The sequence below is a fragment of the Kribbella sp. ALI-6-A genome, assembly GCF_001984195.1.
GTDB lineage: Bacteria > Actinomycetota > Actinomycetes > Propionibacteriales > Kribbellaceae > Kribbella.
The window spans coordinates 379,120-404,415 of the sequence record NZ_MTQN01000010.1 but is presented as its reverse complement, the minus strand read 5'-3'; the positions used below and the strand labels follow the sequence as shown (position 1 = coordinate 404,415).

Annotated in this window: 19 protein-coding genes; 5 read left to right on the top strand and 14 right to left on the bottom strand. The window is 69.8% G+C overall.

The window, feature by feature from the left end:
- Positions 1-16: 16 nt before the first annotated feature.
- A complete protein-coding gene (locus tag BWI15_RS16235; RefSeq protein WP_077015250.1) occupies positions 17-364 on the bottom strand; it encodes a VOC family protein in 348 nt (115 codons plus the stop codon).
- Positions 364-1,284: a methyltransferase domain-containing protein gene (locus BWI15_RS16230; RefSeq protein ID WP_077015249.1), complete on the bottom strand. Its 921-nt coding sequence runs from the start codon at positions 1,282-1,284 to the stop codon at positions 364-366. Before BWI15_RS16230 ends, BWI15_RS16235 begins: the two co-directional genes overlap by 1 nt.
- A gap of 106 nt (positions 1,285-1,390) precedes the next feature.
- On the opposite strand from BWI15_RS16230, the gene BWI15_RS16225 reads away from it, so the two are divergent.
- Positions 1,391-1,888, top strand: coding sequence for a MarR family winged helix-turn-helix transcriptional regulator (locus tag BWI15_RS16225; RefSeq protein ID WP_077015248.1), 498 nt, complete (start codon positions 1,391-1,393; stop codon positions 1,886-1,888).
- A gap of 876 nt (positions 1,889-2,764) precedes the next feature.
- On the opposite strand, the gene BWI15_RS16220 is transcribed toward BWI15_RS16225, so the two are convergent.
- The gene (locus BWI15_RS16220) at positions 2,765-4,600 is read right to left on the bottom strand and encodes an ABC-F family ATP-binding cassette domain-containing protein (RefSeq protein WP_077015247.1); all 1,836 of its coding nucleotides are present in this window, start codon (positions 4,598-4,600) and stop codon (positions 2,765-2,767) included.
- A gap of 84 nt (positions 4,601-4,684) precedes the next feature.
- Positions 4,685-6,664: a GTP-binding protein gene (locus BWI15_RS16215; RefSeq protein WP_143465631.1), complete on the bottom strand. Its 1,980-nt coding sequence runs from the start codon at positions 6,662-6,664 to the stop codon at positions 4,685-4,687.
- Between the two features lie 259 nt (positions 6,665-6,923).
- Here BWI15_RS16215 and BWI15_RS16210 point away from each other — a divergent pair, with 259 nt between their 5' ends.
- Positions 6,924-8,246: a hypothetical protein gene (locus BWI15_RS16210; protein WP_077015245.1), complete on the top strand. Its 1,323-nt coding sequence runs from the start codon at positions 6,924-6,926 to the stop codon at positions 8,244-8,246.
- A 613-nt stretch (positions 8,247-8,859) separates the two neighbouring features.
- Here the strand turns inward: BWI15_RS16210 and BWI15_RS16205 are convergent.
- The 9 genes from BWI15_RS16205 to metG all read right to left on the bottom strand — a co-directional run bounded on the left by BWI15_RS16205 (position 8,860) and on the right by metG (position 20,528).
- Entirely contained in the window at positions 8,860-9,795 is a 936-nt protein-coding gene (locus tag BWI15_RS16205) for a 4-(cytidine 5'-diphospho)-2-C-methyl-D-erythritol kinase (RefSeq protein ID WP_077015244.1), read from the bottom strand.
- 3 nt (positions 9,796-9,798) lie between these two features.
- Positions 9,799-10,686 carry a 16S rRNA (adenine(1518)-N(6)/adenine(1519)-N(6))-dimethyltransferase RsmA gene (gene rsmA / locus BWI15_RS16200; protein WP_077015243.1) on the bottom strand — a complete coding sequence of 296 codons (888 nt, stop codon included), beginning with the start codon at positions 10,684-10,686 and terminating at the stop codon, positions 9,799-9,801.
- A gap of 34 nt (positions 10,687-10,720) precedes the next feature.
- Positions 10,721-11,845 (bottom strand): resuscitation-promoting factor, encoded by a 1,125-nt coding sequence (locus BWI15_RS40095; RefSeq protein WP_077015242.1) that lies wholly within the window; start codon positions 11,843-11,845, stop codon positions 10,721-10,723.
- A gap of 219 nt (positions 11,846-12,064) precedes the next feature.
- Positions 12,065-12,679, bottom strand: coding sequence for a nitroreductase family protein (locus BWI15_RS16190; protein ID WP_077015241.1), 615 nt, complete (start codon positions 12,677-12,679; stop codon positions 12,065-12,067).
- Positions 12,679-13,593, bottom strand: coding sequence for a TatD family hydrolase (locus BWI15_RS16185; RefSeq protein WP_077015240.1), 915 nt, complete (start codon positions 13,591-13,593; stop codon positions 12,679-12,681). Before BWI15_RS16185 ends, BWI15_RS16190 begins: the two co-directional genes overlap by 1 nt.
- A gap of 13 nt (positions 13,594-13,606) precedes the next feature.
- Positions 13,607-15,865 (bottom strand): hypothetical protein, encoded by a 2,259-nt coding sequence (locus BWI15_RS16180; protein WP_077015239.1) that lies wholly within the window; start codon positions 15,863-15,865, stop codon positions 13,607-13,609.
- A gap of 84 nt (positions 15,866-15,949) precedes the next feature.
- Positions 15,950-18,193 carry a hypothetical protein gene (locus BWI15_RS16175; RefSeq protein ID WP_077015238.1) on the bottom strand — a complete coding sequence of 748 codons (2,244 nt, stop codon included), beginning with the start codon at positions 18,191-18,193 and terminating at the stop codon, positions 15,950-15,952.
- A gap of 70 nt (positions 18,194-18,263) precedes the next feature.
- Positions 18,264-18,692 carry an SRPBCC domain-containing protein gene (locus BWI15_RS16170; RefSeq protein ID WP_077015237.1) on the bottom strand — a complete coding sequence of 143 codons (429 nt, stop codon included), beginning with the start codon at positions 18,690-18,692 and terminating at the stop codon, positions 18,264-18,266.
- A 63-nt stretch (positions 18,693-18,755) separates the two neighbouring features.
- A complete protein-coding gene (gene metG / locus BWI15_RS16165) occupies positions 18,756-20,528 on the bottom strand; it encodes a methionine--tRNA ligase (RefSeq protein ID WP_077015236.1) in 1,773 nt (590 codons plus the stop codon).
- A 62-nt stretch (positions 20,529-20,590) separates the two neighbouring features.
- Between metG and BWI15_RS16160 the strand changes: the two genes are divergently transcribed.
- Positions 20,591-21,535, top strand: coding sequence for an RNA polymerase sigma-70 factor (locus tag BWI15_RS16160; RefSeq protein ID WP_077015235.1), 945 nt, complete (start codon positions 20,591-20,593; stop codon positions 21,533-21,535).
- A 97-nt stretch (positions 21,536-21,632) separates the two neighbouring features.
- Positions 21,633-22,808: an NAD(P)/FAD-dependent oxidoreductase gene (locus BWI15_RS16155; RefSeq protein ID WP_077015234.1), complete on the top strand. Its 1,176-nt coding sequence runs from the start codon at positions 21,633-21,635 to the stop codon at positions 22,806-22,808.
- A gap of 113 nt (positions 22,809-22,921) precedes the next feature.
- Here the strand turns inward: BWI15_RS16155 and BWI15_RS16150 are convergent, their stop codons facing one another.
- Entirely contained in the window at positions 22,922-23,827 is a 906-nt protein-coding gene (locus tag BWI15_RS16150) for an NADP-dependent oxidoreductase (RefSeq protein ID WP_077015233.1), read from the bottom strand.
- 151 nt (positions 23,828-23,978) lie between these two features.
- Here BWI15_RS16150 and BWI15_RS40605 point away from each other — a divergent pair, with 151 nt between their 5' ends.
- Positions 23,979-25,292 carry a LuxR C-terminal-related transcriptional regulator gene (locus BWI15_RS40605; protein ID WP_077015232.1) on the top strand — a complete coding sequence of 438 codons (1,314 nt, stop codon included), beginning with the start codon at positions 23,979-23,981 and terminating at the stop codon, positions 25,290-25,292.
- Positions 25,293-25,296 lie beyond the last annotated feature (4 nt).

The window sequence follows — 25,296 nt, the reverse complement described above, 5'->3', positions numbered from 1 at the left end:
GGACGCTGCGGTTTTGCTAGACGATCTCTATGCGGTTGCCGTGGCCGTCGGCGGTGTGGAAGCGGCGGCGGCCGGGGATGGTGTCGTTGTCCCAGGTCACCGGGTAGCCGAGTGTTTCCAGCTTGGCGGCCAGTGCGTCCAGGTCGTCGACTGCCAACGCCGGATGGGCCTTCCGCGCCGGCCGGAAGTCGGTCTCCACCCCGACGTGGATCTCGGCGTCGTCTTGCTCGAACCAGCATCCACCCCTTGCCGCGAGCAACGCTGGTTTCGCGATCTCGGTCATCCCGAGGGCGTCGCGGTAGAACGCCCGCGCCACGTCCTCACCGCCCGGTGGGCAGGACACCTGCACGTGGTCGAGCCGCATCACCGCTCCGCCTTCCGCGCCACCGCGAAGATCCGCCGGAACGGCAGCAACGTGCCGAACTCCCGCCGCGGATAGGCCTCCGCGAGCCGAGCGCCGTACTCCGCCTCGAACTGCTCCCGCAGCCCGTCGGGCAACGACTGCAGCACCGGCCGCGCGCCGGTCCCCTTCACCCATTCCAGTACGGCGTTGTCGCCGGGCAGCAGGTGGCTGTACGTCGTCTCCCAGGCGTCGACGGTGCATCCGAGCGCGCTGAGCGCCTCGACGTACTCCGCCGGACCCGGGACGTCCGGCCGCAACGACTTGCCCGCCGCGTACTCGGCGTACGGCGGTCGCTCGGCCAGCTCACGCAGGATCGCGTGCGAGGGCGCGTCGCCGTTGCCGGGGATCTGGATGGCGAGCCAGCCGCCGGGCCGGAGCGCGTCGACGAAGCCGGGCAGCAGGTCGAGTTGTTCCGGGATCCATTGCAGGGTCGCGTTCGTGACGATGACGTCGATCGACTCCGCCGGGGCGGACCAGTCGCGGAGGTCACCGACCTCGAAGGTGAGGCGGGCGGCGATCGCGGGGTCCGAGCGGAGTTTCTCGGCTTCGGCGATCATCTCGGCGGAGCTGTCGACGCCGAGGATGGTTGCCGAGGGCCACCGGTCTAGCAGGCCGACGGTGAGGTTGCCCGGGCCACAGCCGAGGTCGATCACGACGGGATTGGCGGCGTCGGCGGCGCTGGGGGCGCCGACTGCGGGCGCGTCAGCCGCGTCGGCTGCCCTGGTGGCGCCGACCGCGGGCGCATCGGGTGTGTTGGGAGCACCCACCTGCCCGTTCCCACGGATCGGCCCGATGCGGCCGACCAGGTCGGCGAACGGGCGGCCCCGCTCGTCGGCGTACTTGCCGTACTGCTGCGGGTTCCACACCGGGGACGTGCGCATCGTGGGCTCCTCATACGAGATCTCTTGACGTCAAGATACCTACGACCTCACCCTACGCCCGCGAGGTGTCTTGATGTCAAGAGTCTTGACGGATACTCTCGATCCCATGAAAGACGAGGTCGACCGGCTGATCGAGGCCTGGCGCCGGGAGCGCCCCGATCTCGACGTGGCACCGATGGAGGTGCTGTCCCGGGTGAGCAGGCTCGCCCGGCATCTGGACCGCGCCCGCAGTCAGGCGTTCGCGACCCACGGACTGGAGTCCTGGGAGTTCGACGTCCTGGCCGCGCTGCGCCGCGCGGGTGCGCCGTACCAACTCTCCCCCGGCCGGCTCCTCAAGGAGACGCTGGTGACCTCGGGCACGATGACAAACCGCGTCGACCGCCTGGCCGCCCGCGGCCTGGTCGAGCGACTCCCGGATCCCGCCGACCGGCGTGGCGTACTGGTCCAGCTGACCACCGCGGGCCGCGACGCGGTCGACGCGGCACTGGCCGACCTGCTCGCCCACGAGCGCACCCTCCTGGCCGCCGTCACCGACCGGGACCAGGCCAAACTCGCCCGTCTGCTGCGCGATCTGGTCGGCCCGTTCGACCAGGAAACGCATTGAAGATTCAACCTCCGGAAACCGGCCGAATAACGTTCGAATAATCCGAAAAGACGGCGCGTCACTTAATACCCGGCCCGATCGTTGCTAGTTGCAACCGGATCGTGAAGGTGCTGTAGCGAACGGCTGTCGACACTGAGTCATCACGCGCACTAATGTCCTCACTGTCGGTGCGTTTATGGCTACGCATCGTCGCGAACAAGGTTCTTTCGGCGGCAAGAGGTGGTTCGCCGAGAGAGGTCGATGGTGTCCGGGGCTCGGGGCCCGGACAACGTGGACCGGCACGGGGCCCGCTCACCCAGGTGATCGCGGCGTCGCTCCCAATCACAGGGGATGGGAGCGCACGCCGCGATTCACGGCGTCGGGAATTTGATCATGTATACACAAGCCGAAATGCTGGGGATTCGGCGCATCGGGGCTTCAGGGGGTTCCGGCGGTGTTACTCGGCGGTTTAGTGAGTTCCACCGGCCAGCGACCCCGATGTGGCGTCGCGCTGAAGCTGGGACTCCATGCTGAAGCGCACGACCGTGCATGCCGGGCGACAGGCAACCCGGTAGCAGTTTGACCGATGCGACACCCGCGCTCAGTGGTCAGGCACATCGCCGCCGCGCCTCGATCCGCCACAACCGTCCGCGCGCCGATGGGCGTTCTTGCGCACGAGCGAATACTCCGGCGGCAGCGCGTGCTCAGCGCGACAGCGCGTACAGCGCGGCAGCACGTACAGCGCGAAGCGCGTACCTCAGCGCGGCAGCGCGCACAGCGCGAAGCGCGTACCTCAGCGCGGCAGCGCGTGCCCCTGATCGGGCGGGCGGGAGCACCGCGAAGCACGCGACGAAGGAGCGCGCGGAGCGGCGCGTGGGGAGGTCTCTCCCCGCCGTACTAACTCTCCGCGCGCTCCGCCGCTTCCAGCCACGCGCTTTCCAGCTCTTCGCGTTCCTCATTGAGCTTGCGCAGTTCCGTGTCCAGCTCCGCGAGCCGGCCGTAGTCGCTCGCGTGAGCAGCGAGCTGGTCGTGCAGCTTCTTCTCGGTGTCGGCCAGCTTGGACAGCTGTCGCTCGATCCGGTTCAGCTCCTTCTTCGCCGCCCGCGCCGCGGCAGCGTCGATCGGCGCGGCAGCGGGCGCGCTCGGCGTACCGGCGCTCACCTCAGGGGCCGCGACCGAACCAGACGCGGAAACCCCCGAGACGACGACCCGACGCCCCGGCGTACCGGTCTCGAGTTCGTCCAGGTACTGCTCGACCCCGCGCGGCAGGTGCCGCACGTTGCCGTCGCCCATGATCGCGTAGACCATGTCGCTGACCCGCTCGAGGAAGTACCGGTCGTGCGTGACCACCACGACGACCCCGGGCCAGCTGTCGAGGAAGTCCTCCAGCACGGTCAGCGTCTCGACGTCCAGGTCGTTGGTGGGCTCGTCGAGGATCAGCACGTTCGGCTCGTCCAGCAGGATCCGAAGCAGCTGCAGCCGGCGTCGTTCGCCACCGGACAGGTCGCTGATCCGCGTGGTCAGCTTGTCGCCGGTGAAGCCGAACCGCTCGAGCAGCTGCGACGAGGTCAGCTCACCGCTGTGCCCGGCCAGTGCCGCCGTGCGCTTGATGTCGGTGATGTGCGCGAGCACGGTTTTCATGCCGTCGACCTCGTCGAGGGTCTGCGACAGGTTCGCGATCCGGACCGTCTTGCCCTGCTTGACCAGGCCGGAGTCCGGCGCGAGCTGACCGGTCAGCACCTTGAGGAACGTCGTCTTGCCGGCGCCGTTCGGGCCGAGCAGCCCGATCCGGTCGGCCGGGCCGAGCCGGAATGTGACGTGGTCGAGCATCACCCGGTCGCCGAACTTCAAGGTGACGTTCTCGGCGTCGTACACGTCCTTGCCCAGCCGGGACGTCGCCAGCTTCGAAAGCGCGAGCTTGTCGCGCGGCGCCGGCTCGTTCTCGATCAGGGCGTTCGCCGCGTCGATCCGGAACTTCGGCTTCGACGTCCGGGCCGGTGCGCCGCGGCGCAACCAGGCCAGCTCCTTCTTCAGCAGGTTCTGCCGTTTGGCTTCGCTCACCTGCTCGGAACGCGAACGCTCGGCCTTGGCCAGCACGTACGCCGCATAACCGCCGTCGTACGACGAAACGCGGCCGCCCTGCACCTCCCAGGTCTGCGTGCAGACCGCGTCGAGGAACCACCGGTCGTGGGTGACGACGATCAGCGCACCGGCCCGGTCGACCACATGCGCGGCGAGCCAGTTGACCGCCTCGATGTCCAGGTGGTTGGTCGGCTCGTCCAGCACCAGCAGGTCGACGTCGGTCAGCAGCAGCCTCGCCAGGGAGGTCCGGCGGCGCTCGCCACCGCTCAGCGTGCCGATCAGCGCCTCGTGGTCGATCTCACCGAGCAGGTGCTCCATCACGGAGCGCGCTCGCGGATCGGCCGCCCAGGTGTAGGTCTCGGCGTCGCCGAGCACCGCCTGGCTGACGGTGAGGTTCGGGTCCAGGTCGTCGCTCTGGCCGAGGTAGCCGAGCCGGAGGTCGCGGTTCTGCGTGACGCGGCCGTCGTCCGGCTCTTCCCGGCGGGCGAGGAGCTGCAGCAGCGTCGACTTGCCGTCCCCGTTCCGCCCGACCACTCCGACCCGGTCGCCCCGGCCGACGCCGAGACTCACCTTGTCGAGCAGAAGCCGGGTGCCGAAGCCCTTGGAGACGGCTTCGAGATTGACCAGATTGGGTGCGGGGGTGGCAGCCATAACCGCCCCAGGGTACGTGATCACGCAGATGTGCCCGGACGGCGCCGTGGCGGTGGACGGGGTGCCCACCGCCGCGGCGTACGGCTACTGGTGGTTGAGGTGCAGCAGGTACTCCTTGAGGTTCAGCGGGTTGCCGTCCGTGCGGGGCCGGGTGGGCGGCGTACCGGGCACGGGGTGGTACGCCGCGAAGGTGCTGAGCAGGATGCCTTCGCCGTGGGTGAGGCCGGGAAGTTGGGTCTCGAAGGCATGCACGCGCCCGGCTGGGATCAGGCCGGTGAGTTGCGCGTGGTTGGCGTCGATCCGGCTGGTTTCGACGGTCGCGTGGGCTTCGGCCAGGCGCCCGAGAACTGGTGAGACCGAGTCGGGCGGCAGGTCGAGTTCGAAATGGTTCACCGGTTCGACGACGGTGGTGCCGGCCTGGGCGAGAGCTTCCAGCAAGACCAGTGGGACGAGCCGGCGGAAGTCCATGGCGACCGTGACCGGCGACGAGTAGCCGGTCCGGATCAGGTCGACCCGGACGTAGTCCACCTCCCAGCCGGACAACCCTTGCAACAACGTCTGCCGCACGGTCTCCTCGATCGCGGTGTGGAACGCGCGCGGCAGGCCGCCGAGCTCGACCTCCAGCCGGTAGTCGATCCCGGTACCGGCCGGCGCGGGCGAGACGCGGAAGCCGACGGTCGCCACCCATGGGTTGTCGGGCGCCCCCATCTCCCGCACGGCGGTACCGCTGCCGATCGGGCGTTCCTGGTGGATCGGCCGGGTCTCGTCGAAGGTCACCGCCAGGCCGTACTCGTCGGCGAGCAGGCTGGCGATCACCTCCTTCTGCACTTCGCCGTACAGGCTGACCGAGATCTCGTCGTCCTTGCGGACGCGGATCAGCGGATCCTGCTCGGCGAGCTGCTGCAGCGCTTGGAAGAGCTTGATCCGATCCCCCGCCCGTACCACCGTCTCCAGCGTCGGTGGCGCGAACAGCTGCCCACCCCGGTCCCCGGGACCGCCGAGCTGGTCCCCGATGCGGATCTCCTTGAGGCCTCGCAACGCGACGATCCGTCCGGCTTCCACTGCCTCCACCCGCTCGGTCTCACCGCGGGCGAAGACCTGGACAGACGTGGGTTTCGCGAAGTACGACGCTCCCCGGGCCGAACCGCCTCCGGCGCCCGGCGAGGCCGGCGCGGACGAGCGCAGCACAGCCTGCTCGCCTCGATGGACCTCGATCTGCTCGCGCGCCCGCAGGGTGCCGGCAAAGACGCGCGCCGACGCGATCTTCTCTCCCGCCGCCCCACGCTCCACCTTGAAAACCGATGCCTGCAACGGATCCTTGGCCGATCCGCTTGCCCAGGGCAACAACGTACGAATCCCCTCGATCAGCTCCGGTACGCCGTTGCCGGTGATCGCCGAGCCGAAGTACACCGGCTGGACCAACGCCCGCCGGACCTGGTCGGCGAGTTCCGTCTGCTGATCAGCGGCAGTCAGATCGTCCGCCAGATACCTCTCCAGATACATATCGTTGCGCTCAGCAAGCAACTCGTCCACTGCCCCCGTCCCCGGCGTATACGGCACGAACCGGGCACTCCGGGCGCCGAGATCCCGCACCGTGCCGAGCGGAATCGCCGCCGGGGTCAGCAAGCGGCGGACATCGGCCAGCAGTTCGTCGTACCGGGCGCCCATCCGGTCGATCTTGTTCACGAACAGCAGCGTCGGGATGCGCAGGCGCTGCAGCGTGCGCATCAGCAGGCGCGTCTGCACCTGGACACCTTCCACCGCCGACAGCACCAGTACGGCGCCGTCGAGCACCGAGAGCGCGCGCTCGACCTCGGCGATGAAGTCGGAGTGGCCGGGGGTGTCGATCAGGTTGACGGTCAGGCCGGACAGCTCGAACGACACCACCGCGGAGCGGATCGTGATACCGCGGCGGCGTTCGAGGTCCATCGTGTCGGTCCGGGTACTGCCGGCGTCGACGCTGCCGACCCGGTCGATCACGCCGGCCGCGTGCAGCAGCCGCTCGGTCAGGCTGGTCTTGCCGGCGTCAACATGCGCCAGAATTCCCATCGTCAGTGTGCTCAAAGGTCCTCATGCGGGTCTCGATCCGTTGGGTGGAGACGGGGCGGATCGAAAGTCGGCGCATTAGGAGGCTCCTTCACGAGGCAAGACAAACGTTTGACGAGCGTAACGCCGGGACAACGCCGGCCGCAGGTGGTTTTCCAACCCCTTTCAAAGTGCCTGCCGTGACAAGTAGCCTGCGGCCCACACGGCCGCCCAGGTCTTGTTTGAAACACTTCGCGGAACAAGGGTTCTCGGGCGTCGTGGACACAAGGAGTTCCCGATGTCTTTGACGGACGACTACCTCCGAGCGGCCGCCGATCGTGGCCCCAAGGCCAGCGCCGTTCTCGCCGCTGCCGCCCCCGAGCTCGACGCCACCACCTACCTCGGCCGGTGCCTGAGCCGGCCCACCTTCCTGGAAGCCGCGCCGTACCGGCAACTGGTCGCGGATCTCGACCTGCTGCACTCGGCCCTGACCAGACTGCCCGAGCGCGTTTTCGGCGGCGACCTCGCCGAGTTCGCCCGGACGGTCGGCATGACCGAGACCCAGGTACGGGCGATCTGCCGCGGCCGCGGTCCGGCGCCGAGCCGGATGGGCCGCGCGGACCTGTACCGCGACGCCGACGGCTTCCACCTGCTCGAGATCAACATGGGCAGCACCGTCGGCGGCGTCGACAACCCGGTACTGAACGCGGCGATGCTGGAGCACCCGTTCATCGCCGAGTTCGTCGCCGCGAACGACCTGACGTACGCCGAGACGATGACCGAGGTGGTCCGCACCATCGTCACCGAGGCGAAGGTGCCGACCGGCGTCCGCCCGGTGATGGCGATCGCCGACTTCCCCGACAGCTATCCCGACCTGGAACGCCAGCTGCACAAGAGCGCCCAGATGCTCGAACCGCTGGGCATCGACGCAATCCCGTGCCCGGTCGACGCGCTGGAGTACCGCGACGACCGGATCTGGCTGGGCGACCGCGCGATCGACGTGGTGTTCCGGCTGTTCATGATCGAGGACGTACTCAAGCCGGGCGCGGTCGAGCTGCTGGAGCCCGTGCTGCAGGCGGCCGAGCAGGGCCACGTCGCGATCTTCACCCCGCTGGACGCCGAGCTGTACGGCAGCAAGGGCGCGCTCGCGCTGCTGTCCGACGAGGCCTACCGCGACCGCTACCCGGCCGACGAACTGGCCGCGCTCGACCGCATCCTGCCGTGGACCCGAATGGTCCGCAGCGGACCGGTCACCGTCGACGGCGAGCGCGTCGACCTGGAGCAGTACGCCCTCGCCAACCGCGAGGAGCTGGTCCTCAAGCCGACGGCGCTGCACGGCGGCGACGGCGTACTGCTCGGCTGGCTGACCGACGAGTCGACCTGGGCGGCACGAATCGCCGAGGCGATGGACAACCCGTGGGTCCTCCAGCGCCGGATCCGACCGGTGCCCGAGGTGTTCCTCACCGACGAGGGCAGTGAGCAATGGCTGCTGACCTGGGGAGCTTTCCTGGTCTCCGACGGCCTAGGCGGCTTCCTCATCCGCGGCTCGCAGGAACTGGACGGCGGCGTGGTCAACATGGCCACCGGCGCGACCGCGACCTGCTGCTTCCACCAACGCTGACGATGTCCGGCCCGGTGGCACCTGTCACCGGGCCGGCGCGGATCACCGGCCACGCCTGGCAGCAACCCACACCCTTTGCGCCATCCAGTGAATTCCCTCGCAGGTCGGCTCTTCTAAAACCCCAGCGAATTCCACTCCGCCCAACCGGCACGACTCACGGCCACCGTTCGCCACCGGCAGCGCCTGCTCATCCGGGACGGATCACCGGTAGAGCTTTATGGTCGACCACTTGGCAGGAATCGCACTTGGCACTCGGCTCGCCTAGCGCACGAAATCTTGGGCCGAGCACCGGCAGACTCAATCGAGGCGAGCTTACCGTCATCGGTTGTACGTCGACCGTCTGCCAGCACGACGACCTTCAACTGTCGAACTGGAGACCTCGGACCTCTCTGGAGACGTTCCGGTTCTCCGGCAACTCAGGCTCATCTACATCGACGATCAACGCCGGATCCAGGCGGCGATCTGACCAAGGCGCTCATCTGCACGACTGCGCTACGAGCAGGCCATCGACGATGGTTGATTCGATTAGTGCCGGGCACCCGTCTTCAACAGCACCACAAGCCACGACAACTTGAGCGCAAACCGCAACTACTCTGTTCTTCTCTCTGTTCTTCTACCGGTTGACGATGGCCGGGAGGATGCGTGCCCCCGGGACCGGGCCCTCCGCCTGGCGGACCATGCGGCACAGGCCGGACTCGGCCAGTTCGACGGCCAGGTCGACCGCGCGCCGGCTGTCGGCGGCGAGGAACAGGCAGGTCGGACCGGAGCCGGAGATCATCGCGGCCAGTGCGCCTTGGTCCAGGCCGAATTGAAGGGTCGTGCCCAGTTCCGGCCGCAGCGACAGCGCCGCGGCCTGTAGGTCGTTGCTGAGAGCAACCGCCAACGCAGCGGGGCGGCCCGAGAGCAACGCCGAGAGAAGCTCTGGACGCACCTCCGGAGCCTCGACCCGCCGGAGTGGGCGGAGGCGATCCAGCTCGGCGTACACCTGCGGAGTCGACAGTCCCCCATCGGCGATGGCGAAGACCCAGTGGAAGGTCCCGCGGGACATCACCTCGGTGACCTGTTCGCCCCGGCCCTGGCCGAGCGCGGTGTGGCCGACCAGGCAGAACGGTACGTCGCTGCCCAGGTCGGCGGCCAGGTGCTGGAGTTCGGGCTGGGTGAGTTGCAGGCCCCAGAGGCGGTTGCAGGCGACCAGGGTCGCTGCGGCGTCAGTAGAACCACCGGCCATGCCCCCGGCGACCGGGATGGTCTTGCGGATGCTCAGGTCGACGCCGACCTCGACGTCGTACTCGGCCTGCAGCAGCCGGGCGGCGCGGACGGCGAGGTTCGAGTCGTCGGTCGGTACGTCGACGGCGAAGTCGCCGACCACCTCGACGGTGATCTCGGCGTCGTCGCGCAGCGTCGCGGTCACGTCGTCGTACAGGGCGACGGCCTGGTAGACGGTCGCGAGCGGGTGGAACCCGTCCGGGCGCGGCGGCCCGACGGACAGGCCAAGATTGATCTTGGCCGGGGACCGCACCGTGACCTGGGCTGATGGTGGCACGGCCACACCCTAGGACATGAGTTGCCGTTTCGCGTCTGCGAGCGCGGCGAACTCCGTGATGCCCAGCATTTCCCCGCGCAGCGACGAGTCGATGCCTGCCGTGGCGAAGACCTCGTCCAGCAGCGCCCGGTCCGGGACCCAGCGGGCCAAGGCCGAGCGGACGGTTTTGCGGCGCTGGGAGAAGGCGGCCTCGATCACCGCGAAGACCTCTTCGCGGGAGGCGGTCGTTGCCGGGGGCTCCCGTCGGGCGAAGGCGACCAGGCCGGAGTCGACGTTCGGGGCGGGCCAGAAGACGTTGCGCCCGATCGGGCCGGCGCGGCGCACCTCGGCGTACCAGGCGGCCTTGGCGGACGGTACGCCGTACGTGCGCGACCCGGGCGGCGCGGCCAGCCGGTCGGCGACCTCGGACTGGACCATGACCAGCCCGTGCCGCAGCGACGGCGCGATCGCCAGCAGGTGCAGCAGGACCGGTACGGCGACGTTGTACGGCAGGTTCGCGACGCAGGCGGACGGCGTACCGATGGCGTCCGGTCCGACCTCCATTGCGTCGGCCTCGACGACGGAGAAGCGATCGGCCTGCCCGGGCGCGTAGGTGCCGATCGTCGACGGCAGAGCGGCGGCGAGCACCGAGTCGATCTCGACCGCGGTGACCCGGTGCCCGGCGGCCAGCAGCGCCAGGGTCAGCGAGCCCAGGCCCGGTCCGATCTCGAGGACCGTCTCGCCGGCCTCGTCCAGCTCGGCGGCGCGCACGATCCGGCGCACAGTGTTCGGGTCGATGACGAAGTTCTGGCCGCGCTGCTTGGTCGGGCGGATCCCGAGCGACGCGGCCAGCGAACGCACTTCCGCCGGACCGAGAAGCCTCGGCCCGGCGGAAGTGGAGGAATCAGCGCTGGTCACACCGGTCAGTGTGGCAGGCCGTTCGGGGTGATGATCACGCGCGCTTGCCGCAAACCGGCCAGTCGCCGTAGTTGCCGCGGGCCGCGCGGACCTTCTCGGCGATCGCGATCTGCTGCGCCTTGCTGGCCAGGTGCGCGTTCTCGGCGTACTTGTCGCCGCCGTAGGCGACCCAGGTGCCGTGGCTGAACTGCAGACCGCCGTAGTACCCGTTGCCGGTGTTGGTCTGCCAGTTGCCACCGGACTCGCACTCGGCGATCCGGTCCCAGACGCCGGTGTTGCCGATCGCCGGCTCGTCGTCCGACGTGCCGCCGTCCGCGATCGCCGGCTTGGGCTTGGTGCCGATCGTGACCAGCTCGTCGACCGGCTTCGCGACGATCTTGCTGGCCAGGGTCTTGGTGGTGACCAGCTTGCCGTCGACGTAGGTGAGCAGGTAGTCGACCGTCTTGCGCCCGGCCTTGCCGGCCGTGGTCGTCTTCTTCTCGCCCTCGGTCAGCTCGGCCGACTTGGTCTCCTTCTTGTCGAAGGCGATCGACTCGGTCTTCGTGACCTTCTTGACGTCGACCTTGACCACGATGATCCGGTTGACGCCCGGCTTCAGCGCCGTCGTCACGGCCGGGGTGATCCGGTCGTCCTTGTCGTAGCCGACCTTGGCGCCGCTCAGCGCCTCGCCGACGGTCAGTGCCATCGACTTGACCGCGACGACCTTGCCCTGGCGGACGAACTGCACGGTCTTGGGAGTGCGGACCTCCAGCGACAGCCCCTCGCGCCCGATCGGGGCGCTCCGGCTGGTGGACAGGAACGCGCCGTCGTAGCGCAGTCCGAGGTCGGTCAGCGCCTCGTTCACGCTGTCGGCCGTGGTCCAGAAGTTCTTCTTGGTGCCGTCTTGGTTGACGGTCAGCTGGCGGGCGTACTGCACCGCGATCTCCTGACCGTCCTGCAGCTTCGCGTCCAGCGCGGGCGCGACCAGGTCACGCTCACCGACCTGGATGTCCTTCGCCTGCAGGGCGTCGGCCACGGTCGAGCCGAAGGTGTGGACCTTCTGCACCTGACCGTCGATCGACAGACTCACCGTTTTGCTCTTGCTCGCATAGGCCATGCTGCCGCCCGCGACGGCGATCGCAGCCGTCGCACCGACGGCCGCAATGATGGACTTACGCACTCATGCTCCCAGGTAGGGCTACCCGGGCACGGGGTCCGACGGCACTGGCGCACACCGGGTTCTCCGAGCCGCGAACGGCCCGGCGACCTTGGTCTGTGCCGAGGGGCATGCCATCCGGAACCTTCCCCGATCCCGGCCAACATCACGAGACAGTAACGAAGAAGTGCGGAGAGTGCCAATCGACTCGTCGGCGCGGCGGAAAAAGGTGTAATGGGCCGACTACGCGGTGTGCCGGCCCCACTGCCCGCGATGCACCACTTCGGCGACGCCGCGGCGGCCTCGGCGCAGTGACGGCGACCGCCGGTCCGGGGCCGGGTAACCGATCGAGATCACCCCCACGAACGCGAGGTCCTCGGGCACCCCGAACTCCGCCTTCACCGCCCCCACCAACCCGCTCGGTACGCCGAAAAAGCAGGCTCCCAGCCCCTCGTCGACCACTGTCTGCAGCATCAGCAACGAGGCCATCCCGGTGTCCACGAACCAGTACGGCGCCGCCCAGCGCGACTCGTCGCGATCGGTCCGGCCCTTGTCGGCTTCGGCGTACCGGTCGAGGTATGCCGTCTTGTCGGCGAAGGCCAGGATCAGCAGCGGCGCGCGCCGCAGTCCTGTGACCCATCGCACATACTTCTCGTCGACGTCGGCGGCCGTGATCCGCCAGTACCGCTCCCGATCGGCGCCTTCCAGCACCAGGAACGCCCACCCCTGGCTGAACCCCGCCGAAGGCCCGCGCAGGCCGTTCGCCAGGATCCGCTCCCGGACGTCGGCCGGCACCGGCCGGTCGGGGTCGTAGTCGCGCACCATCCGGCGCCGCCGGACGACCTCGGAGAACTCCACTACCAGCGACCGCCGAACGCCCGGTCGGCGTTGTTCGACAGCGCCGCGCACAGCTCGGCGACCGAGATGTTCAGGACGCCGGCCATTTTGCGGACCGTGTGCGGGATCAGGTACGACGCGTTCGGCTGCCCGCGGTGCGGCGACGGCGTCAGGTACGGCGCGTCGGTCTCCACCAGCACCCGGTCCAGCGGCGTGACGGCCAGCGCGTCGCGCAGCGACTGGGCGTTCTTGAACGTGACCACCCCGGCGAAGCTCAGGAACGCGCCGCGCTCGACGCACTTGCGGGCGAACTCGGTGTCGCCGGAGAAGCAGTGCATCACCACCCGGTCCGGAACGCCTTCGCTGTCGAGGATCGCGAGGATGTCGTCGTGCGCGTCGCGGTCGTGGATCATCAGCGTCTTGTCCAGCCGCTTGGCCAGCGCGATGTGCGCGGCGAACGACTCGTGCTGCGCGGCCCGGCCGTCCTCGCCGGTGCGGAAGTAGTCCAGCCCGGTCTCGCCGATCACGCGCACCTTGGCCGAGCTGCGCGCCAGTCGCTCGATCTCGGCCAGCGCACTGTCCAACTCGCCCGCCTGCTTGAGTTTCGGCGCCTCGTTCGGGTGCAGGGCGACACCGGCGATCAGGTTCGGGTACTGCTCGGCGGCCTCGACCGCCCAGACCGCGCCGGGCAGATCGCAGCCGACCTGGACGATCCGGGTCACGCCGACCGACCTGGCCAGCTTGATCGCCTCGGCCGGACTCAGCCAGTGGCCGTCCTCGCCGTCGGCGATGTCCAGGTGGCAGTGCGCGTCGACGACACTCATCGGCAACTGGTCCGGCACCGCCGGCCGGCTGCGGTCCCGCGACCGCCCGTCCTCCCCGATGGCAGCGCGTTCCCGCGTCGGACGATCGACCTCCACACGCTCGGTAGACATGCGCCCAGCCTACTTACCGCAGGCGGTAGATCCGGACGTCGGAGTTCGCGTAGGCCCGCTGGGCCAGCGTGTCGAGGGCGGGTGAAACCGGGCCGGCGCGCAGGTCGGCGATGATCCAGTCGACGCTGTGCTGGTCCCGCAGCCTGGCCAGCAGCTCAGGTGCCGGACGCTCGACGGCGGCCAGGCTGTCCGCCAACCGGTCCGGCCAGGGCGGCGGCAGCGACAGGTAGCTCCTGGTGTGGTTGGTCGCAGCCAGGTTCTGCGGCGCGTAGGCCCAGCCGCCGAGGTACTGCTGGACACCACTCAGTCCGGACACCCAGTACGCGTCATTGGGGCAGCCAGGCCGGTAACGCGTCGGCATGCAGAAGACGTTGCTCACGGCGACGTCCTCCGGCCCGGCGTGTCCGTGCAACCACAGCATCGCCTCCTGTTCTGCCCGGGTCAGGTAGATCCGAGTGCCCTGCCCAGTGGTGACCGGCCGGTCGATCACAGCCCCGTACGACGCCACTGCCAGGTACGTCGTCTGCGCCGGCAGACTGGACGCTGCAAGGAAGCAGGTCGCGTAGACGACCAGTGCCCGAGGCCAGTGCCGCGGTGAGACGACGCGGCGGATCAGCAGTACGCCGACACCGGCAGCGACGACCAGCGCCGCGGCCGGCCCGAGCAGATCGAGCGCTGCTTCCCTCTGGTTGGTCACCACCACGGCAGGCCACACCTGGTTGAGCACCACCGCCGTACCGACGCCGCCGGAAAGGCTGACCGCCAGCGGGATCCAGACCTTGCGGTGCCGGATCTCGTCGCCGAGCACCCGGGCGACGACGGCGACCATCACAACCGGTCCGAGGTGGATGACGGTCCGCAGGAAGTGGTACTCCGAGTAACCCGTGTGCGAGAACACCAGCGTGATCGCCGCACCCGCGGCGACACAGGCCGCCGCCCACCAGTACGCCGGATCGCGCCGCGTCGGGTGGAGCGTGATCCCGACCACCGCGAGCAGCCTCGGCAGGCTCAGCACGCAGTACCAGGCGACCAGGACAGCCGCGAAGTACCAGAGCCCGTCGTTCGCGATGCCGGGCACCACGACGCCGCCGTACGTCGGGAAGGACCTGTCGCCGGTCACGACTGCGTAGTACGGGAGCACTCGCAGCGCGGCGAGGAACTGGATCCGGCTGCCGCCCGTGCTACCGGTCAGCGTGGACGTCGCGGCCAGGAAGAGCCCACCGCAGAGCAGCCCCAGAACGACCACCCGCAAGGGGAATCGCCGCTCCAGCAGCCAGCAGGCAACCCCTGCGACGGCACAGCCCGCCGCCATGATCGGCAGCAGTGTCGGCTTCGTTCCGCACGCCAGCACGAGCAGCATCACCAGTGCGATCCAGGTGCCTTTTCCCGCCTGCCTACGAAGGATCAGCACCGTCGGACCGACCAGCCCGAGCATGATCACCGCCGCGAGCGTCCCGGTCGGCCCTTGGATGCTCAAGGCACCGGCCATGTCGACGCCGGGCTCGTCGGTCAGCCGCAGCCCGCCGGCGAACACACCCGACACCAGACCGGCGACCGGGCCCGCCCAGCGGATGCCGCTGAGCAACTCCCCCGCGGCCCAGCCGGCCAGGACGAAGGTCAGCGCCATCGTCATCGGCCACTGGTGCAGCAGGACCTCCGGTGCGCCGACGCCGGACACCTGCCCGTGCGCGGCCATCAGCGCATTGGTGAACCAGTGGTAGATCAGCGGCTCACCGGCAGCCGACGGATCAGGTGGTACGACGTGCTTCTCGAGCACCTGGACGAGTCCGAGCTGGAACCACACGTCCTGGTGCCTGCCTAACTGAGCCGGCGGCAGCGGCACCAACCGGAGCAGCTCGACGAACACCCGGACGGCAGCCAGCACCAGGCCGAGCACCATCACCGGCAGCCACCTGATCCGCTCAGGGGACCTCCGGCGTACCAGTGGAAGGAGCGCGAGCACCAGGCCGACCGTGGCCATCCACTGCTGGCGTGGGTAGCCGACTCCGGTGAAGACCGCCCAGACGCCGAGCGCCCACGCCAGGCCGAGCACCGAGCCGAAGCCGAGGTCCTGGGCCCACGAGCGGCCGCCGGTCAGCGTCCGCCAGAGCAGAGTGCCCGGCAGCAGCACGAGCACTGCCCACGCGGCCAGGTACCTGGCGGTCGCAGCCGCCGGATGCCCCAAGTCGTCCAGCAGCACGAGCACGGTGAGCGGAACGACGGCCCACAGCGCGAGCTGGGCCCCACGGCCCACCACTGCGGAGATCGTCATACTGAGTAGATGCCTGACAGCGCGAAAATCTTGCTCACGTAGCCAAGACGTGATGAAAGTCCGCTTTGGTTGCCGCTGGCGACGTCAGCGCAAGCGGTAGATCCGGACGTCCGCGTTCGCGTAGGACGGCTCGGCCAGGCGGTCGAGAGCGGGCGAGACCGGGCCGGCCCGGAGGTCGGCGATGATCCAGTCGACGCCGATCTCTCGCTTCAGCTTGGTCAGCAGGGCCGGCGTCGGCCGTTGTACGGCGTCCAGGCTCTGCTGGAGGCGGTCCGGCCACGGTGACGGCTGGGTGAGGAAGCTGGTCTTGTTCTGGGTCGCCTGGAGGTTCTTCGGGGCGTAGGCCCAGCCGCTCAGGTACTGCTGGACACCGCTCAGCCCGGAGGTCCAGAAGGCGTCGTCCGGACAGCCCGGGCGGAAGCGCGGCGGCATGCAGAACACGTTGCTGACCGCCACGTCGCCGGGTGCGGCGTTCTCGCCGAGCCAGATCATCGCCTGCTGCTCGTTCTCGGTCAGGTAGACCCGGTCGTTCTGATCAGCGACCACCGGCTGCCCGGTGGCCAAGCGGTAGACGTTGCCGGACATGACCGACAGCTGGTTCGGCAGGCCGGCCGCGACGACCAGTGCGATGACCTGCAGGAGAATCAGGGACCGGCTACGTCGTCTGGTCAGCACCACCACGATCAGCCCGACCACGGCGAGCACCTGGAACGGCACGACCAGCGCCACGATCGCCCGCCCGACCGTCGTCGGTACGTCGGGAACGTGGAACCAGAGCAGCCGGATCAGCAGAGCTGTCACCAAGCCCGCGGCCCCGGCGACCAGGACCGGTCGCCACCGCGTCGTTTCGTCGACCAGTGTGGCCGCCACCGCGACCGTGCCGACCACACCGATCGCTGTGACGGTGCGCAGGAAGTGGTACTCCGAGTAGCCCGTGTGCGAGAACACCAGCGTGATGCCGGTCCCCGCTGCGACACAGCCCGCCACCCACCAGTACGCCGGATCGCGGCGCGCCGGGCTGGTCGTCGTACCGAGCAGGGAGAGCAGGCGGGCCGAGTTGATCAGCAGGTAGTAGGCGAGCAGGCTCGCGGCGAACAGCAGCAGCCGGGGCTCACCGGTGGCGATCGACGGGAGCACCCAGCCGCCGGTCGCCGGGTAGGAACGGTCACCCGAGACGGACGCGTAGAAGGGCTGCACCCGGAGCGCGGCCAGGATCTGGATCCGGCTGCCACCCGTGCTGCCGGTCAGGGCGAAGGTCGCCGCCAGGAAGAACGCACCGGCCATCGCACCGAGTGCGACGATCCGCCAGGGCAGGACCCGCTCGCTGATCCAGGCGTACAGGCCGACGATCGCCGAGCCCGCCAGCATGATCGGCAGCACGGTCGGCTTGGTGCCGGTCGCCAGCGCGATCATCAGGGCCATCGCCAGCCAGGTGCCGCCTGTGGCCTGCTTGCGCAGGATCAGCACGGTCGGGCCGACCAGACCGAGCATTACCAGTACAGCGAGCGCACCGGTCGGGCCTTGCACGACCTGGGCCGGCGACGCCTCGACGATGGGTTTGGCAGCGAGCTGCAGCGTGCCCGGCAGTGCCCCGGTCAGCAGGCCGGCCACGGCACCGACCCACGTCTTGCCGGTCAGCGCCTCGCCCGCGGCCCAGCCGGCCAGGACCAGACTGATCACGAAGGTGATCTGCCACTGGTGCATGAGCACGTGCGACGGCTCGACACTGGCCATCGCGGACTGCCCGGCCATCGAGGCGTTGGCGAACCAGTGGTAGATCAACGGCTCGCCCAGCACCGACAGGTCGGGCGGAGTGATGTCGTGCTTGAGGGCCTGGATCAGGCCGAGCTGGTACCAGAAGTCCTGGTGCCGGTCGAAGGCGATCGGCGGCAGCGGCCAGACCCGGAGCAGCCCGGCCACTGTCCGCACCACGGCGATCAGCAGCAGCACTGCCATCGCCGGCTGCCACCAGCTCGGCCCGGGCTGCCAGGTCACTCGCCGCCGCAGACCAGGAACTGCGAAGAAGACCACGTAGAACCCGAGCGCCAGGACCCACTGCAGACCCGGCACTCCCAGGCCGGTGCACACCGCCCAGACGCTCAGCTGCCAGCAGATGCCGATCACGGCGCCGAACCCGAGGTCCTGCGGCACCGACCGCCCACCGGCCAGCACCCGCCAGATCAGTACGCCGGGCAGCAGCACCGTCAGCAGCCAGGTGATCAGGTACCTGATGGTCTCCGTGACCGGGTCCCCGACCGCCGCCATCGTCAGGACCGTCACGACGGGCAGGGCGATCCACAAGGCGGGCCGAAGCACACGCACGGACATCAGAGGTCTCTGCTACTCCCACCAGACAACAAGTCGTCGCAGCTTAACGAACCCTGGGTCCTGCACTGACTCAGCCTGACTCGGCAACCTTCTTCACGCCCTGCACGAGCATCTCCCACATCCCGCGCGAGTGCTCGGCCTCCTCCTCGGACGCGTTGTTGTCCTGGCTCAGCGACAGCTGGGTCTTCCCGTTCCCGCCGCTCAGCTCGTAGGTCAGCGTGTGGTAGTTCTCCGGTACGTCGGGTTGCCCGCTCATCGGGCTGTAGTGCGTCACCTGCAGCCGCCGGCCCGGCTCGACCGCCAGCACCTTGCCCTTGTCCTGGTAGGCCTTGCCCTCGTACTCGCCGGTCCAGGTGATCGGGCTCCCGGCCTGCCAGTCGGTCTCCACCTCGGACCCGAACATGAACTCCTTGGTCGCGACCGGGTCCAGCAGCACCTGCCAGACCCGTTCGGGCGACGCCTCGATCTCGACTCGTGCGGTGGCCACGTATCCGGCCATGGTCCTCAACTCCCTTCTCCTCGACCATAAGCCGGTCGCCCGTCACGGTCTTGGACAAAGGCGTCATTCCAGCCGGGCCAGCTCCTCGTCGACCACCGACGGAGCCAGCTTCGCGAACACCGGCCGCGGCGCCGCCACCACAGTCCCCGGTACGACGGCCTGCGGCGCCCACGACGCCGCCCGGCCGTAATCGCCGGTGATCACCGGGTAGCCCGGGCCGCCGTCCAGATCGGCAACCTCACGGATCTCCGGGCGATCGGTGATCGCGCCGGTCCCGCCGAGCGTCTCGTGCACCTGCTGGGCCGCGTGCGGCAGGAACGGCGCCAGCAGCCGGTTGGTGTCCGTGACCACCTGCGCGGCGACGTGCAGGATCGTGCCCTTGCGCTCGAGGTCGGACTCCTTCCACGGCGCCTGCTGCGACAGGTACTGGTTCGCGTCCGTGGCGAGCCGCATCGCGGCACCGATGCCCTGCCGGAGCCGCTGGTGCTCGAGATGCTCCCCGACGACGCCGTACGCCGCCCGGCTGCGAGCGAGCAGGTCGTGGTCGGCGGTGGTCAGCTCGCCGGCTTCCGGGATCGCGCCGAAGTTCTTCGCGATCATCGAGGCCGTCCGGTTCACCAGGTTGCCCCAGGTGCCGACCAGCTCGTCGTTGTTGCGACGGACGAACTCGGCCCAGGTGAAGTCGGTGTCGTGCGCCTCCGGGCCGGCCGCCGCGATGAAGTAGCGCAGCGCGTCGGCGCCGTACCGCTCGAGCACGTCGCGGACGTAGATCACCACCGACCGCGACGAGGAGAACTTGCGGCCCTCCATGGTGAGGAACTCGCTGCTGACCACCTCGGTCGGCAGATTCAGTACGCCGTACCGGCCGGGGCTGCCGCCACGCGCGCCGCGGCCGTTGTACGCGAGCAGCTCGGCGGGCCAGATCTGCGCGTGGAAGGTGATGTTGTCCTTGCCCATGAAGTAGTACGACCGGGCGTCGGGGTCGCACCACCAGGCGCGCCAGGCGTCGTCGTCGCCGGAGCGGCGGGCCCACTCGACGCTGGCCGACAGGTAGCCGATGACGGCGTCGAACCAGACGTAGAGCCGCTTGGCCGGGTTGTCCTCCCAGCCCGGCAGCGGGACCGGGATGCCCCAGTCGATGTCGCGGGTCATCGCCCGCGGGCGGACGTCGTCGAGCAGGTTGGTGGCGAACTTCAGCACGTTCGGGCGCCACTCGGCGCGGGTTTGCAACCAGGAGCCGAGCGCGTCGGCCAGCGCCGGCAGGTCGAGGAAGAAGTGCTCGGTCTCGACGAACTTCGGGGTCTCGCCGTTGATCCGGCTGCGCGGGTTACGCAGGTCGACCGGATCGAGCTGGTTGCCGCAGTTGTCGCACTGGTCTCCGCGCGCGGCGTCGTACCCGCAGATCGGGCAGGTGCCCTCGATGTAGCGGTCGGGCAGGGCGCGACCGGTGGTCGGGGAGATCGCGCCCATCGCGGTGCGCGGCACGAGATAACCGTTGCGATGAACGGTTCTGAACAGTTCCTGGGCGACGGCGTAGTGGTTGCGGGTGGTGGTCCGGGTGAACAGGTCGTACGACAGGCCGAGGCCCTGCAGGTCCTCGACAATCACCCGGTTGTACCGGTCGGCGAGCTCGCGGGGGCTGACGCCTTCGCGCTCGGCCTGCACCAGGATCGGCGTACCGTGCTCGTCGGTGCCCGAGACCATCAGCACGTCGTGACCCATCATCCGCTGGTACCGGCTGAACACGTCCGAAGGAACACCGAAACCGGAGACGTGCCCGATGTGCCGAGGCCCGTTGGCATAGGGCCAGGCCACCGCGGCCAGGATGTGAGTCATGCCGTGACTGTAGAAGAGCAGTTCTCGGCATGCAGCCGGATTACGCGGGCTACCGTTGGTCCATGTCCTTGACTGTCAGCGACGTCGACCTGTTCGAAGCCGCCCGGCCACGGCTCGGGGCGATCGCCTACCGCCTGCTCGGCTCGGCCGGCGAGGCGGAGGACGCCGTCCAGGAGACGTTCCTGCGCTGGCAGTCCGCCGACCGCGACGGAATCGAGGTCCCCGAGGCCTGGCTGACCAAGGTGCTCACCAACCTGTGCCTGAACCAGCTGACCTCCGCTCGTGCCCGCCGCGAGACCTACGTCGGCCAGTGGCTGCCCGAGCCGCTGCTGTCCGGCGACCCGCTGCTCGGACCGGTCGAGACCGTCGAACAGCGCGAGTCGGTCTCGATGGCCGTGCTCACGCTGATGGAGCGGCTGTCGCCGAACGAGCGGGCGGTCTACGTCCTGCGCCAGGCGTTCGACTACCCGCACCGCGAGATCGCCGAGATCCTCGACATCACCGAGGCGGCCAGCCAGCAGATCTTCCACCGGGCCAAGCAGCACGTCGCCGACGGCAGGACGCGGGCGGCGGTCGACGAGGCGGCCGCCCGCCGCATCGTCGAGGAGTTCCTCGCCGCCGCCACCAGCGGGCGGACCGAGCCGCTGGTGAAGCTGCTGACCGGTGACGCGATCGCGGTCGGCGACGGCGGCGGCAAGATCCCGGCCAAGGCCAGCCCGTTCACCGGTGCTCTGGCGGTCGCCAAGTTCCTGCGCGGCCTGTTCAAGCCCGCCGACCACAAGCGTGCGATGGTCGGCGGCCGCCCCGACGTGTACGCCGACGTCGCCAACGGCGAGCCGGCGGTCGTGGCCGTGGTCGACGGCCGGGTCGTCGGAGTGATGGTGCTCGAGGTCACCGCCGAGGGCGTCACGGCGGTCCGCAGCGCGGTCAACCCCGACAAGCTCGAGCGGGCGACCGCCCGGTGGAACGCGGCCGATCACGGCGAACCGCTGGTGGCGGGCTGGTGAGCACGGCCATGGTGTGACCTGCTTCACGTCCGGAACCTGTCAGGAATCCGGAGGCTGCCCGGTTCAAGGGGCACAACCTCACAGACAGGAGCCGGACATGAAGCACCACATCGTCGTCCTCGGCGCCGGCTACACCGGCGCCACCGCTGCCGGCCGCCTCGCTCGGCAGCTGCACCGTGACGACGTCCAGATCACCCTCGTGAACGCCGAACCCGACTTCGTCGAGCGGGTCCGGATGCACCAGCTGGCCGTCGGCCAGGACCTCACGCCGCGCCCGCTGGACGAGATGTTCGCGGGCACCGGCGTCGAGCTGCGCATCGCGCGGGTGGCCGGTGTCGACGTCGATCGCAAGACCGTCGCCCTCGCCGACGGCTCCGAGGAGCTGACCTACGACACGTTGGTCTACGCGCTCGGCAGCCGCTGGAACGACCACGGCGTACCGGGTGTCGCCGAGCACGCCTACGAGATCGCGAGCCGGCCGGGGGCGCTGAAACTGCGGGAGCGCCTGGCCCGGATGGAGGCCGGGCAGACGGTCACGGTCGTGGGCGGCGGGCTGACCGGAATCGAGGCGGTGACCGAGATCGCCGAGGCCCGGCCGGAGCTCGACGTGGCGCTGGTGAGCACCGGCGGTCTGGGCGACTGGGTGTCGCCGAAGGCCCAGGCCCACCTGCGCGAGGTCTTCGGGAGGCTCGGCATCACCGTCCACGAGCACGCCGAGATCGCTCGGGTCGAGCCCGGCACGGTCGTCACCACAACGGGCAAGGCGATCCCGGCGGCGACGACGGTCTGGACGGCCGGGTTCGCGGTCCACCCGATCGCGGCCGCGACGTCGCTGGAAACCACCGCGACCGGCCAGATCGTCGTGGACGACCTGATGGCGTCGGTCTCGCACCCGGACGTCTACGCGATCGGCGACGCGGCGTACGCGATGGGCAACACCGGGAAGCCCCTGCGGATGTCCTGCGCCTCCGGTATACCGACCGCCTGTCAGGCCGCCGATGCGGTCGTCGCGCGGCTGACCGGGGCGAAGGCCCCGCACATGCCGCTGCGGTACTTCAACCAGTGCATCAGCCTGGGCCGCAAGCACGGGCTGATCCAGTACGTGACCGCGGACGACCAGACGGTGAACTACTCGCTGCGGGGCCGCAAGGCCGCGGTCTACAAGGAGCTCATCTGCAAGAGCGCGGCCTGGGGCGTCGCCAACCCGACGTTCGGGATGCCGACCCGCCGCCGGCGGGTCGTGAGCCGCCGCGCTGCGAAGGTGCCGGCCTGATCGGCGAGGGCGTCGGAGATCCTGCGCCGCGCGCACGGTGACCGCAGCAGCGACTCCGCTCCGGATCCCCCCCGGGCCGCGATCGAAGAACGCGGCCCGGGCGGTGGGTGCGCTTACGGAACAAGGACGAGCTTGCCCTTGGCGTGGCCCGACTCCGAGATCTCCTGCGCCTTGGCGGCCTCCGCCAGCGGGAACGTCTCGGCGACCCGGACGGTCAGCTTGCCGTCGGCAGCGAGCTGCAGCTGCTTGCCAAGCCAGCGCTTCACCACCTCAGGCTCGGTCCCACCGACCGACACCTCGACGCCCAGCTCCCCCGCGCCCATGTCGGCGATCGTGATGATCCGTTCGGTCCCACCCCGCAGCTCGATCGACTCCTTCAGCCCGCCCTGGCCCGCGGCGTCGAAGACCGCGTCGATGACCGGCGCCACCGCGCGCACCCGCTCGACCAGGCCCTCGCCGTACGCGATCGGCGTGGCACCCAGCGACCGCAGGTACTCGTGGTTCGCCTCGGACGCCGTACCGATCACCGTGACGCCCGCCGCAACCGCCAGCTGCACCGCGACCGCTCCGACCGCACCCGCCGCACCGTGCAGCAGCAGCGTCTCGCCGGACTTCACGCCGAGCGCGTCCAGCACCCGCTGCGAGGTCTCGCCGGCCACCGGTACGGCGACCGCCTGCTCCCACGACACCCCCGCCGGCTTCCGTACGGCGTTGCCGAGCAGCGCGTGCTGCGCGTAGCCGCCCGTGGCCGCCCACCCGACGACCTCGTCACCGATGGCGAACTCCGCACCCGCGCCGGCCTCGTCCACCACACCCGCGACCTCCAGACCGGGAACCGCCGGGAACGTGGTCGGCATCATCGCCTCGAACCACCCGCGGCGGATCTTGTAGTCCATCGGGTTCACCCCCGCCGCCAGGACCTTGATCCGGACCTGGCCCGGACCCGCGTGCGGCGCGTCGATCTCGCGGCTGCGCAGCACCTCGGGGCCACCGAACTGCTCGAACACGATCGCTTCCATCAGAACCGTCCTTAGTGGTTGAGTTCTCAATCAATCCTCTTCGACCTCCAGCGTGGAGCCGCCGCCGTGGTTTCCGACTGGCCTTTCGGCCAGCTGTCCGCCGTCCGGAAGAACGGGTGGGTGGATGGATCAACCCACGTAGCCTGGTGACATGGAGTCCTCCGAGGCCGTGACCGTTCTGACCGCCGCGGCCCGCCTGGTCCAGGTCGAGCCGCCCCAGGTGATCGAAGCGCTGTCGGAGACCCTGGCCACCGTCGTCCCGCACCGCGCGGCCGCCCACCTGTCACCGCAGTGCGCCGGTTCACCGCTGAGCGCGACCGGCGATCCGAAGCTCACCGCCGTGATCACCGGCGCCGAGCTCGCGCCGTTCCTCGGCTCGGTCTCCGCGGGACGGCCGTGGCAGGGCGAGGCCGAGATCGGCGGCGTCGAGGAGACTGTGCTCGCCATCGCGAGCGACCACGCGCCCCGCGGCTCCGTACTGGCGTTCGTACTCGACCCCGGCACCCGGATCCCCGAGCAGACCCTCCCGCTCGTCCAGACCCTGTGGGACGTGGTCACCGCGCACCTCAACCGGCTCACCCTCGAGATCGAGCCGAGCGTGCTGGCGCAGTCCCGCGCGGTCGCGATGGCGCGTGACGTGGTCGCCGCGGAGCTGACCGACGCCCACACGGCGACCCTGGCCGCGCTGCTCGGCGTACTGCGCAACAACCGGATCGACGACGCCGCGGCCCGTACGACGGCCGTCGAGCTCGCCCTCAACGCCTTGGCCGATTTGCGCACCGACTCCCAGCGCGACCGCGCCGACGCCGGCGAGGAACCGGCCGGACGGGCGTTCCAGCGACTGGCCGACTCGCTGCAGACCCTGCTGCGGCACCTTCCCGTCGACCTCGAACTGGATGCCCCCAGCAACGACCGCCTGATCCCGTCGGACGTCGCCCACGCTGCCCGGGTGGCGGTCCGCGCCGCGGTGCTGGCGATCCTCGGTCAGGACGGCGTACGGCGGATCCGCGTCGGCTGGCGGCTCAACCCGACCGGCCTGCAGGCGACCGTGCGCGACGACGGCCCCGGCGTGCTCGACGACCGCCTGGACCTCGGCCGGATCGCCGAACGCCTCCGCGCCCAGGGCGGCCGCCTCGACGTCGACGCCGTACCCGGCTGGGGCCTGACGCTGCGCATCATGCTCCCGGTCGCCCTGTCCGACGTCGCCAAGACCGCCCGTGCCCTGACCACCACGCTGTCCGCCGCCGGCAAGGTCCTCACCGCCGAACCCCTGGCCACCCTCGGCCATCGCGAACTGGAAGTCCTCGCGCTGCTCGCCCAGGGCCAGCGCAACCGGGTCATCGCCGACACCCTGCACATCACCGAGTCGACGGTGAAGTACCACGTCGCCAACATCCTGACCAAGCTGGCCGTCACCAGCCGCACCGAAGCCGCCGCCCTGTATCTGGCGACGGCTTCGGCGTAGCGGC